Source organism: Prevotella sp. 885 (assembly GCF_002265625.1).
In the GTDB taxonomy this organism is placed as follows: domain Bacteria; phylum Bacteroidota; class Bacteroidia; order Bacteroidales; family Bacteroidaceae; genus Prevotella.
In genome coordinates this window covers 81,000-94,089 of record NZ_NOVE01000005.1, presented here as the reverse complement: position 1 = coordinate 94,089, position 13,090 = coordinate 81,000, and the positions used below count along the sequence as shown (strand labels likewise).

General features: G+C 48.9%; 8 protein-coding genes. 5 read left to right on the top strand and 3 right to left on the bottom strand.

The features are described from left to right. Positions 1–513 precede the first annotated feature (513 nt). From CHL74_RS03450 to CHL74_RS03440, 3 genes are all read right to left on the bottom strand, one after another. The gene (locus tag CHL74_RS03450) at positions 514–1,398 is read right to left on the bottom strand and encodes a carbohydrate kinase family protein (RefSeq protein WP_094879761.1); all 885 of its coding nucleotides are present in this window, start codon (positions 1,396–1,398) and stop codon (positions 514–516) included. A 24-nt stretch (positions 1,399–1,422) separates the two neighbouring features. Next, a complete protein-coding gene (locus tag CHL74_RS03445; RefSeq protein ID WP_094879759.1) occupies positions 1,423–2,634 on the bottom strand; it encodes an MFS transporter in 1,212 nt (403 codons plus the stop codon). Between the two features lie 171 nt (positions 2,635–2,805). Then, the gene (locus CHL74_RS03440; RefSeq protein ID WP_094879757.1) at positions 2,806–4,530 is read right to left on the bottom strand and encodes a DUF4980 domain-containing protein; all 1,725 of its coding nucleotides are present in this window, start codon (positions 4,528–4,530) and stop codon (positions 2,806–2,808) included. A gap of 242 nt (positions 4,531–4,772) precedes the next feature. On the opposite strand from CHL74_RS03440, the gene CHL74_RS03435 reads away from it, so the two are divergent. From CHL74_RS03435 to CHL74_RS03415, 5 genes are all read left to right on the top strand, one after another. Then, positions 4,773–6,977: a hybrid sensor histidine kinase/response regulator transcription factor gene (locus CHL74_RS03435; protein ID WP_094879755.1), complete on the top strand. Its 2,205-nt coding sequence runs from the start codon at positions 4,773–4,775 to the stop codon at positions 6,975–6,977. A 146-nt stretch (positions 6,978–7,123) separates the two neighbouring features. Next, on the top strand, positions 7,124–7,279 hold the full coding sequence (locus tag CHL74_RS03430) for a protein tyrosine phosphatase (protein WP_094879794.1): 156 nt from the start codon (positions 7,124–7,126) through the stop codon (positions 7,277–7,279). Next, a complete protein-coding gene (locus tag CHL74_RS03425; RefSeq protein ID WP_254923210.1) occupies positions 7,279–7,782 on the top strand; it encodes a DUF6169 family protein in 504 nt (167 codons plus the stop codon). The genes CHL74_RS03430 and CHL74_RS03425 overlap by 1 nt, the downstream gene beginning before the upstream one ends. Positions 7,783–8,010: 228 nt before the next feature. Continuing rightward, the gene (locus CHL74_RS03420; protein ID WP_094879753.1) at positions 8,011–11,127 is read left to right on the top strand and encodes a SusC/RagA family TonB-linked outer membrane protein; all 3,117 of its coding nucleotides are present in this window, start codon (positions 8,011–8,013) and stop codon (positions 11,125–11,127) included. A gap of 50 nt (positions 11,128–11,177) precedes the next feature. Continuing rightward, positions 11,178–12,917, top strand: coding sequence for a RagB/SusD family nutrient uptake outer membrane protein (locus CHL74_RS03415; protein ID WP_094879751.1), 1,740 nt, complete (start codon positions 11,178–11,180; stop codon positions 12,915–12,917). Positions 12,918–13,090 lie beyond the last annotated feature (173 nt).

Genomic DNA, 13,090 nt, shown 5'->3' with positions numbered 1-13,090 from the left:
AGATCAGAGGCTGTTTTGGATGTATTTCCGAGACAGCCTTTTTCGTGCGCATGCCCCAAGGGCTATGTAGGAAAAGTGTAGTTTTTAGGCGCCGAATATATAGGAAAAGTGTAGTTTTTGCTTGCTTATTTCGTAGGAAAAGTGTATTTTTGCGGTAGTAAAAACATAGGAAAAGTGTAATTATGCTATACTTTATCAACGAAATTCAGGCGTATGACCATCTTCTCACATTGTTGAAATTCTTGCGATAGGATGGTAAGTTTACTTATATTGGCACGGATTCAATCTCTATTATTACGACAACAATAAGACGGGTGAGGTGGATTAATGTGGAAACAAAAAACGGTGTCACTTATCTTCCTATTTATTATATAGCGTGCATCAAGCCGGAATAAGAGAAACAGATAACCCTATTCTTTTTATTGATAGGAAAAAAACAGGAGTTAGGAACGACTTTTTATTATTCGTTGTCCTAACTCCTTTATCAATAATAACCTTTTACGTATGGGCTTCCTAATCTTTCATTTCCTTCACTTCCTCAGGCAGGATGGGCATTGCGCCGTTCTGTGTGCAGACGTATGCGCTTACGCTTACCGCCAGCTTGTGAGCCTCCGTTACGGGCTTTCCGGCGAGGATGGATGCGCAGAATGTGCCTGTGAATGAGTCGCCGGCGCCTACCGTGTCAGCCACCTCCACCTTCGGAGTGGGCTGGTACGACATCGATCCAGGTGTGAAGACGTAGCTGCCGTTGGTGCCGCAGGTCAGCACGAGCATGTCCAGGTTGTACTTGCCGAGAATCAGCCAGCACTTGTTCTCGATGTCAAGGCCTGGATAGCCGAACATACGACCGATGAGTACGAGCTCCTCGTCGTTGATCTTGAGGATGTTGCAGCGCTTCATGCTCTCGCAGATCACTTCCTTTGTGTAGAAGTTCTGACGCAGATTGATATCGAAAATCTTCATACAGTCCTTCGGCGTAGCGTCGAGGAACTTGTAGATTGACTCGCGGCTTACGACGTTGCGCTGTGCCAGCGAACCCCAGCAGACGGCGCGTGCGTTCTCTGCAATGGCTTTCACGTCATCGTTGAAGGGGATGTTGTCCCATGCCACGTTCTCCTTGATGTCGTATGTGGGTATGCCCTCGTTGTCGAGAGTCACCTGCACGGTTCCGGTGGGGTAGGGCACGCGCGGCATGCAGTACTGCAAGTTCTTCTCTTCGAGCTGCTGTATGGTCTCTTCTGCGAGCTTGTCCTCGCCAAGAGCGCTGACAGCTATAGAGTTGAGGCCGAACTGACCTGCGTGAAAAGCGAAGTTGGCAGGTGCACCACCGAGCTTCTTACCTTCGGGAAGCACATCCCAGAGCGCTTCGCCGAGTCCTACTACATATTTCTTTTCCATAATATAATTTGGCTTTTAGTTTTTTTATTGCTTAACCTTGGGGATGTAACTCAGCAGGTATGCTACGCCTACTGCCATTACTACAGCAGCCCAAACCTGCGGATACTGTGCGCCTGAAGCCTTGGCAGCGTCGCTTGCGAATCCCATGAAGAGGGGGAATATGGTGCCGCCGAAGAGTCCCATGATCATCAGACCAGACACCTCGTTCTTCTTCTCGGGTGCTGAAAGCATGGCCTGTGAGAAGACGATGGAGAAGACGTTGGAGTTGCCGTAGCCTACGAGGGCGATGGCAGCCCAAAGTTCCCACTGCTCTGTACCGAATACGAGGCCCACCATTGCCACTGCCATCATAAGGACGATGATGGTGAAGAATGTGCGGATGTTGAGCTTGCGCATGATGATAGATCCGGTGAAGCATCCCAGTGTACGGAATGCGAAATAGATGCTGGTGGCATACTCGAACTTGCTCACCGTGTCGGTGTCAGTGCCGAGACGCTCAAGGAGGATTCGCGGAGCCACAGCGTTGGTGCCGACGTCGATGCCCACATGACACATGATGCCGATGAACGACAGCAGGATGATGGGCGATCCGAGCATCTTCAGGCAGTCAACGAAGCCTGAAGCCTTGTCCTCGAGAGGCTCTTCCTCGATGCGTGTCATGCCGAGCCAGAGTGTGGCGATAAGGCCTATCACGAAGAACAGCAGGAAGAGGATGCGCCAGCTGAGTCCGAGAATCGGAGCTGTGGTGGTGGCGCCCCATGCTGCGATGAGCGGAGCGATGAACGATGCGATGGCCTTGACAAACTGTCCGAAGGTGAGAGTGGATGCCAAGTGTCCCTTGACGAGCATTGTCACTAACGGATTGATGGAAGTCTGCATGATGGCGTTGCCTATGCCGAGGAGCGAGAACGAGATATACATCAGCCAGAGCTGGCTCTCCTTGGTAGGCATAAAGCTGTCGAAGAGCGGCAGGAATACTGCCAGCGTTGTTACGATGATGGAGAGGAGCACGGTCTTCTTGCGTCCTATCTTGTTCATCAGCATGCCCGTGGGTACGGAGAAGATAAGGAACCAGAAGAACACGAGCGAGGGGAAGAAGTTGGCTGCCGAATCAGACAGACCGAAGTCTTCCTGCATGTTATTTGATACTGCGCCGACCAAGTCGACAAAGCCCATGGTGAAGAATGCGATCATCACCGGGATAAGCGTTATTTTGCTTGAGTTGGAGTTTCCCATTTGTTGAATATGTATTTATTTAGTTATTAGCTTTGCTTGTCAAATCTGCTGCAAAATTATATATTCAGCATCGCTCAGAATATAAAAAATGTTTCATCTGATTGTAAAAAGTGTATCATACAACATTTATGCAATCAATGTAACAATACTATATTCTGAGCGATTCGGTCATTATTTCAGATTATATACCACGTATTTGCCCTTACCCTTGATGCTTACTTTGTTGTAAGGCTTGGTTGGAAACACGAGGTTGGTCATTGCCATGCGTCCTTCAGCGTCGAAAGCCTCAATGCTGCTGCGGTCGATGAAGAGTTGCAGCTGTGTCATCTTGCCGTGTACGGGAGCAGTGGTCAGTGCGGCGAAGTCGTCGCTGAAGTCCTTCTGTCCGCTCTTTGTGCGGTCCATTGAGAAAGTGCGGATCTTGTCGTCATACGTCATTACCACTTTCTCGCCAAGTTCGTTGAAGAGTGTGATGGTGGCATTGCCCTTGAGCGTAACCACCATTTCGCATGATTCGCTCAGCGTCTTTGTGGATTTCTTGGGACGTGCAGCCTTCAACTCAGGTGAGGGAGTTACGCCGCAGTATGTGTTGCCTTCATATTCGTAGAGGTCAAGGTCGCGCGGGATGGAGTTGCCCGAGCGATACTGCTTGGTTGGCACCTGGTTGGCATACTGCCAGTTGCTCATCCATGCCATAGCCACGCGGCGTCCGTCAGGAGCATTGTCGAAGGTTACGGTGGCGTAATGGTCCTTGCCATAGTCCATCCATCGTGTCACCTCGGGAGCTGTCTCACATGTGAACTTCTTGCCGTCGAAGTTGCCCACGAAGTATTGTGTAGCCGAACCTCCGAACGGTCCGCCAGGATTGATGTTGCAAATGAGCATCCACTTGTATTTGTCAGTGCCGCGCACACGCAACTTCATAAGGTCCGGACATTCCCAAACGCCGCTGTGATTGCCGTATTCTGCACCGAACTGGCTTTCGAGCTTCCACGCCTTGAGGTCGTCAGACGAATAGATGTTCATGTGCTGACCCTCTGCGAGAATCATGTTCCATTTCTTGATGTCCTCGTTCCAGAACATGTGCGGGTCGCGGAAGTCGGGCGTATTGCTTGTAATTATTGGGTTGCCGTCATACTTTGTGAATGTCTTGCCGTTGTCCGTGCTGTATGCCAGGCTCTGTGTCTGGTTTTCGCCAGCCGACGTATACATAGCCACCACTGTTCCGTTGCCGAATCCGGCAGTGTTGTTGTGGTCCACAACAGCCGAACCTGAGAATATCGTGCCCCAAGCATCGGGTTGAACTGGAGTACCCTCAAACTTCCAGTGCATAAGGTCGGTTGATGTAGAGTGTCCCCAGGTCATGTTTTCCCACTGCGATCCGTAGGGATTGTACTGGAAGTAGAGATGCCACACGCCGTCCTTATAGAACATGCCGTTAGGATCGTTCATCCATCCGTATGTCGGTGTGTGATGATAAACGGGACGATACTGCTCTGTATTTGTCGTGTCGTATGAGTCGGCATACCTCATGTTATTCCAGCATGTGAAGCTCGAAATGCCACCGTCGTTACGATATGTGCCATTCACATGGATGTCGAGCGAGATGTTCTTGCTGTCCTTGAACTCGCTGATGTAGAGCGGCACATAATAGTCGATGTGGTTGGAAGCGAGGCGGATGTTGAGTGCCTTCACCTGACTGTTGCCGTCAATCACCTTGACGTTGCACATCTCAGCCTTCTCCTGCACCGGTAAGAGCAGGACTTTCTGCGAATTGTCCACGCGATAAATGCAATGGTTGCTACTGAGAAACTTGGTTGCTTGAGCTGAGGCTGTCATGGCAACCCCAAGAAGAAGCGATGCTGCCGCATTGCGACTGAGGAATGTCTTGTTCATATTATTTGTAGGTTTTTAGAATAATCAGAATCGCATTAGCCCTATTATAGGCTTAGGTTTTCCGTGTGCAAATTTACGTAATCTGCTGGAATGTGCATGTTACTTATGTTTCCTAAACTTATAGATATCGCCTAATGAAACAATAATTGAATTATTTGTCTGTTTTTTTGAAGTGTATATATTGAGAAAATCATTAACTTTGTTACTTGAAGAAAAGAAGCAACTAAACCTTACATTCATATATGATACATAAAACCTATAATACATTACTTATAATACTTGTGGCCATTCTCGCGCTCACGGGCTGTTCTTCACATTATAAATATAAGATAGGTGTGTCGCAGTGTGTTGGCGGAAGATGGCGAGAAAAAGCCAACAACGAGATGCTCTCAGCCCAACATCTTTACGACAATGACGTGAAGGTGATTATCAAGAATGCGGACAACAACAACGAGCGGCAGTGTTTGCAGATAGACAGTCTTGTGGATGAGGGAGTAGACTTGCTCGTGGTGTCGCCTAACGACTATCATGCTCTTGACCGTAGTCTGCAGCGTGCCCGCAAGAAGAACATTCCGATAGTGTTCTTTGACCGTATCACCGCCATGAAGGATTATGCCGCCTACATTGGTGGAGACAATGTGGAGGCAGGACGCATGATGGGCGAATATGCCGCTATGCTCTGCCGCGACAGTGTTGTGACGGACGGACGACGGCCCGTGGTGCTGGAGATGACCGGCCCGCTGGAAATTTCACCGGCAACGCAACGTCACGCAGGTTTCAGCAATGCCGTCAGTAACCATTCTTCTATAGATTATCGTCATGTGCCGAGCCTATGGTCGTATGACGACTGCAAGCGCATTATGCGACAGTGGATAAAGGATGGCAAGGATGTGGACATCGTGTTCTGTCATAGCGACCTTGCTGCCATGGGCGCTTACGATGCAGCGAAAGAGTTGCACAAGGAGCGTGACATCCGCTTCCTTGGTATCGACGGACTGCCAGGAGAGGGCATTGACGCCGTACAGCAGGGCAGACTAAGCGCTTCTTACATATATCCTACTCATGGCGAGGAGGTTATAGCTCTCGCGCTGCGTATACTCGAAGGCAAGCCCTACGAGCGCATCAACAATATGAAGAGCATTGTCATAACGCCGCAGAACGTGGCGGACATATCGCTGACCAGCCATTCGCTGATGAAGCAGAACCAGTATCTTGCCACCATCCAGTCGAAGCTGGAGGCTTATCTCGGTTTTTATCAGACACAGCGTAAGCTGCTTGTGGTGTCGTTGCTCGTAATCCTGCTCTTGGTAGTGGCTGTCATTACCATCTGGCGAGCTGTGCGTGCAGTGCGTCGTGCCAACCGCCGCATGCGCGAAATGAACGACGAGCAGACCCGCTTCTTCACCAATGCCTCACACCAGCTGCGCACTCCGCTGACGCTCATAGCCGGACCAGTGGGTCAGCTTGCTGAAGGAAAGGGCGACGCAAGGCAGCTCATCAGCATCATACAGCGCAATGTGGAGCAGCTGCAGAGCCTAGTGGGGGACGTCCTGCAGTTCCGTCGTGAGAACCGCAACGTCGTAGACGACACCACCGCTGTCACAGAAGAGCAGATTCTGGCAAGTATGAAGTCGGTGCAGGAAAGCCGGCACGACTCGCTTATAAATGACAATACGGACGAACTTGCCACCGTGCTCATCGTGGACGACAACGCCGATATGCGTGCTTATCTGCGCACGCTGCTGCTCGACCGCTATTACGTTATAGAGGCGGCTGACGGACAGAGCGGACTGAAGCTTGCCGTGGAGAGCGTGCCCGACATTGTCGTGTCTGACGTGATGATGCCCGTGATGGACGGACTGACGTTCTGCACGCGGCTGAAGCAGCATGAAGCGACAAGCCACATCCCCGTGTTGCTGCTTACGGCACGCAGCAGCGAGCAACAACACATCGAAGGACTGCAGACGGGGGCTGACATGTATATGACAAAGCCGTTCAGTGTGGACCTGCTTCTTGCCAATATAGCCTCGCTTCTTGCCAACAGACAGAAGCTACGCCAGCTCTTCAAGGCAGAAAAGGAAGCCGACAAGCCTGTCGTTGAAGACAAAGCCCCGTCGCCTGACCGCCATTTCCTTGACACATTCCTCAAGGCAATGGACAAGCACATGGGCAATACCAACCTCAAAATGGAAGACCTCGGCGATGAAATGGGACTTTCCCGTGTGCAGCTTTATCGCAAGGTGAAGGCGCTGACCGGAATGACACCAGTGGAGATTCTGCGCGAAACACGCCTCAAGCGAGCCATGCAGCTGCTTAAGACCACCGACAAGACTGTTTCGGAGATAGCCAATGAAGTGGGATTTGCCACCCCAGGCTACTTCTCGTCATGCTTTAAGAAGCAGTATGACAAGTATCCGACAGACATAAGAGAGGAGTTAAGGGTATAAGTTTCCTGATAAAAGACAACTAAATTTTCATCGGAAAACAAAGAAAAACTTGCTTCTTATTGAAATTTTAGCTATTTTTGTGGCAGATGATTAAGAGTGGAGAATTATCATATACAAAGAAAGAATGTATTAATAATAAGATAGATATGGAAGGAATGAAACTGACACGAGAGGAAGCTTTGCGACGCTGGAATGCCTCAAAAGAGCTGAAACGCAAAATGTCTGAGAAATTAGAGCATTTAGTGCGTGAACGTTGTAAGGATATAGCTGACAATAATTCTATTAGTGTAGAAATATGGTAATGGAAAAACTGTCGTTGGATGCTATAAATGCAAAATCCGAATACTATGTAAAGAAAGAAGACGATGAAGGAACGTATAGTTTCATGACTGATAATATGACAGAATTTTTCATTTCTTTTGAAAAAGATGACATATTACGGTCTGGTATTGTCTATCAGTTTGGCATCTCAAATCCGCAAGGAAAAAAATCTCCTCGCGACCATAAAGTTCGCATAACGATATTGGCAATTATTGAAGAATTTTTCAATAAGAACAAGGCTGCACTTCTTTATATATGTGAGATTGGTGATGGCATGCAAAAGATGCGCAGCCGATTATTCCAATATTGGTTTAGTGTATATAACGAAAAAGAAGAATATTTATTCCTACCTCAAGTGGTGTATGATGAAGAAGAAAATGAGAATTATGCCGCTTTAATAATTAGAAAAGACAATCCTTGTTTCGTGGAATTAGTATCAGAATTTACTGAAACAATAAACCTGCTCAATGGAAAACCTGATTAGGGATTATCAACTCAACATTTTTGACTATCATGTCAACGGTTGTTACATGTTACATGAGTGATATTTTGTGAACGATTCATGAAATATCACTCATTTTATGTTTTCTAACTTTGCAAGCGAGAAGAAGATGCAGCTCATGACAGCCGCTCTTCTTGAAAGGCTAAAAACCAATTTTGATAAAAATTAGAAAATAAAATAACTTAAACCACAACATAAAACGTATATCTTATGAAAAAGGCAAAAGTCGCTTTAGTAAGTATGCTCATGCTCGCAGGCTCTGGCGTTTATGCTCAGACTGACGGCATCGGCGGAACGGTGACCGATAATACGGGTGAGCCGATCATCGGCGCGTCTGTAAAGGTGAAGGGAACCTCCAACATTGGTACGGTTACCGATATTGACGGCAACTTCAAACTGAATGTAAAGCCCGGCGAGACCCTTGTCATCTCTTATATAGGATGTAAGGATCAGGAAGTAAAGGCTGGCGAAAATCTCAAGATTGTGCTTCAGGACAATTCTGAGGTGCTCAATGAGGTGGTGGTGACCGGTTATCAGGTACAGCGTAAGGCAGACTTGACGGGATCGGTGTCGGTGGTAAGCACCAAAGACCTCAAGTCGTCTGCCGATACAGACCCTATGCGCTCGCTGCAGGGTAAGGTGCCGGGCATGACCATCACCACAGACGGTTCGCCCATTGGAGCAGGAACAGTCCGCATACGTGGTATCGGTTCGTTCAATTCTTCGCAGGATCCGCTCTTCGTCATTGACGGCGTACCTACGACAACAGCCCTCAATTCGCTTAACATGAACGATATTGAAAGCATGCAGGTGCTCAAGGATGCCGCATCAGCTTCAATATATGGTTCGCGTGCAGCCAACGGTGTTATCATCATCACAACAAAGCGTGGCAAGAAGGGTAGCAAGCTGAACGTTGATTTCTCAACAAATCTTACGGCTCAGTTCTACAACTCGCAGTCTATGATGAAGCTCTGCAACACCACTGAATATGCAACCGCCATGGCTCAGGCTGCCCTTAATGACGGCATCGACCCCGTGGCTTATGCCCGCAACTACGGTCTGGACCTCAATGCTGCCACCGGACGCACCATCAAGGCATATAATCCGGCTACCAATAGCTACAACACATATACCGTAAACGGAGCTTATGACGGATATATCAATGCCAAGAAGACGATGAGACTGTCCGATACCGACTGGCTTGACGAGATTTCGCACACTGGTTTCATGCAGAGCTACGACCTCTCTCTTTCTGGAGCTACTGATAAGTTCACGGGTCTCTTCTCTGCTGGATACAAGAAAAACGACGGTATATTGAAGTATTCAAACTTCGAGAACTTCTCTGCCCGATTTAATTCTACATACAATGTCAACAAGATTGTAAGCGTCGGCGAGAACGCCACTGTCACTTACTCAAAGCAGGTGAACTGTGCACCGATGGAGAATGCACTGAAGATGTCGCCTACCGTACCCGTGTATGAGGAGGACGGCACGACGTTCGCCGGTCCGGTGGGTGGCATGAGCGACCGTCAGAATCCTCTGCGCGAGATGTATATGAATCGCGACAACGCCCAGAAGATATGGCGTGTCTTCGGCAATGCTTACGTGGACGTGAAACCACTGAAGGGTCTTGTGCTCCGCTCCAACTTCGGACTCGACTATTATCACTCGTTCATTCATTCAATGACCCATACATTCAAGTCGGACATTGTGAACAATGATATTCCGAGCACCACTCTCTCTGCCCATGACGACGTGCGTTGGACATGGAGTAACACGGCCAACTATAACTTCAAGATAGCACGCGACCATGACTTCACGGTGCTTGCCGGTATGGAGTTTCACAAGCAGACAGTGGAGGATATGGGTGCCTACGCCCAGACCTTCGTGATAGAGGACAAGGACTATATGTGGCCTGATGCTGCTACGGGCATCGAGCGTGCCACAGGTGTCGGATCAGGATATACATTGGCTTCGTTCTTCGGAAAGGTGGACTATAACTGGCAGGACCTCGTTCTCGCTTCGTTCACAATACGTCGCGACGGCAGCTCACGCTTCGGCAAGAACAACCGCTATGGTAACTTCCCGGCTGCCACACTCGGTTATCGTCTTTCAAAGAACCTCAAGGCATCGTGGATTGACGATATTAAGATTCGTGCATCGTGGGGTAAGACCGGTAATCAGGAGATATCCAACACAGCCCGCTACGGACTCTATGTCGCTGACTACGGTTTAGACCGCGTAACGTCTACAGCCTACGACCTCTATCGTCAAGGCACGGGCATATTCCCTTCAGGCTTCCGCTCAACACAGACTGGAAATGATAATCTGAAGTGGGAGACAACAATACAGTATAACGTGGGTGCCGACTTCTTGCTGTTGAATCAGGAACTCTATGGAAACGTGGACGCATACATCAAGGATGTGAAGGACATGCTCATCTCGCCGGCTTTCCTTGGCGCTGTGGGTGAGGGTGGCTCAACCTGGTCGAACGGTCCGTCGCTCCGCAACGTGGGTATGGAGGCAAACGTAGGTTATCGCCACACCACAAAGTACGGTCTGCGCTACGACGTGTCTGCCAACTTCGACTTCTTCCGCAACAAGGTTACATACCTGCCTTCCACAACCACCGGCTCGTATGCACACACAATGAAGGAGAACCTCGTGCAGTCAAAGCAGCCTTATGGATCAATCGTGGGCTACGTGGTGGAAGGACTCTTTCAGAACGAAGAGGAAGTGAAGGCTTCCGGACAGCCTAACGCACGTGTCGGCGGTCTGAAATATGCTGACCTCGACAATAGCAAATCTATAGATGCCAATGACCAGACTTGGATTTTCAATCCGGTACCCGACTTCAACTGGGGTCTGAACGTACAGCTCGGCTACAAGAACTTCGACCTCTCGATGTTCTTCCAGGGAGTCTGCGGTGTGGATGTATATAACAACCAGAAATTCCAGACCGACTTCTGGAGCATCACCGATGCCGGAAGCAACAAGGGCAACCGCATGCTCGGCGCTTGGACTAAGGACAATACTTCGTCTTCTATCCCTGCTCTTACCACAAACAACACCGGCGACGAGGGACGTGCATCGTCTTACTTCGTGGAGCATGGCAACTGGATGAAGCTTCGTTCGCTGCAGCTGGGATATAACTTCGCAGACTCGCTGCTGAAGAAACTGAACATGACATCGGCACGTGTGTATGTGTCTGCTCAGAACGTCTTCACATGGAAGAGCAACAGCTTCACCATCTCTGACCCCGAGAATCCCAACTGGGCTTATCCTCACTCTTCGTCAGTGTCGTTCGGACTGCAGGTTAGCTTCTAAGTAGAGAATGATATCACACGAAATCCAAACATTAAAAAACAGCATAAACAATGAAAAATATATATAAATACATATTCGCAGCGATGCTGACTCTCGGCACTACAACATCATGCAGCGATTTCCTCGATGAGGCACCGAAGGGAGTCATCGACGAGGACAAGGCTTTTAGCCGTCCCGATGAAATGGTGACTTCAGCATACGCCATGCTCGGCGACTGCTGGTACTCTTATCCGTTCAACCTTTGGCCTTACGGCGACTTGTCGTCAGACGATTGCTTGAAGGGTGGTTCAGGAACCACCGACACGGGCTATCATCCCATGGAGATATGGTCTACAATGACTTCCACGCCCGGCGAGTTTGACGAACTCTGGTATCGCCTCTATTGCGCTGTGAGCCGCTGCAACCGCGCATTGCTCTCGCTTGAGCAGTATGGCGACAGCAAGCTTGGTGCGGAATTGACGAAGCAGCGTGTGGCTGAGGTGAAGTTCCTCCGCGCACACTTCTACTTCAAGCTCATCACCATGTTCCGTCAGGTGCCTTGGATAGACGAGAACGTCACAAAGAACAAACTTCAGGAACAGACACGCAACGACGAGTTTACGTACGAAGAACTGTTCGGTAAGATCATTAATGACTTCAAGGAGGCTTACGACGTGCTGCCCGATGTGCAGAAGGATCAGAACCGCGCAAACAAGATTGCTGCTGCAGCGTACCTCGCCAAGTGTTACCTCACCCTCGCATACGGCGACGGCTACGAGGCTACCAACGGCTACGACCACATCAATAAGGAATATATGCAGAAGGTGGTGGAATACACCAAGGTGGTGAAGGACGACCCCAACTATGGTTATCTGGAAGACTATGGCGACATCTTCCTTCCCGAAAAGAAGAACAGCAAGGAGAGCATCTTCGCCGTACAGACTTCTGACTATAAGGAAGACAACACAACATTCGGTCGTGCCAACTGGAGCAATGTGCTTAATGGTGTATGGGGTATGTGGTCATGCGGATGGGATTTCCACAAACCGTCACAGGACCTTGTGAGTGCATTCAAGACAAAGGATGGTCTGCCTGAGTTTGATGACTACAACAAGACCATCGCCTATCCGGTTAACGGCAAGCCGAATAACCAGAAATGGGATCCGCGCTTGTTCCACACTGTCGGTATGCCGACTTTCCCATACAAGTATGAAAAGGAATATACGCTCACAAAGGCAAACAGCCGCACGCCTAACACTTACGGCTACTACTGCTCAATGAAGGAAGTGCCGCAGCGCTCTAAGGGCGAGACCTACAACGGATCATGGCAGGCTTTCGCAATGAACGACTATGTGTTCCGCTACTCCGACGTGATGCTTATGCGTGCTGAGGCTCTTATCGAGACAGACCAACTCATGGAGGCTCGTGACATCATCAACGATATCCGTCAGCGTGCCAAGAACTCCATAGACAAGCACATCGCATACGCCAAGGACCAGTGTGACATCGCCCTCTATCCTGAGTCTTACTTCCAGAACAAGGAGACTGCACGCAAGTGTCTGCGTTGGGAACGCCGACTGGAGTTGGCAATGGAGAACGGACGCTACTTCGACCTGCGTCGCTGGGGCATTGCTTCCAAGACGCTCAATGCTTACTTCGCCAATGAGCAAAAGGATGTGTATGACGGACAGACCTATGCCACATACCTGAAGGATGCCCATTACACGGCAGGCAAGAACGAGTTCTATCCGATACCGTACAACCAGCTCTATTATGTGCCGGGACTGTATAAGCAGAACAAAAATTACTGATGATATAAAAAATAAACGAGGGGCAGGAGAATAAATCCTGTCCCTCGTTTTTGTGTTATTTCTGATCATTAAATTATTTAGACTAACTCATTTAAAACCTCTTACTAAATTAACTAACTAAAACAACAATCTTATTACTAACTTAATACTAAAACAAATCTATCTGAGAATCA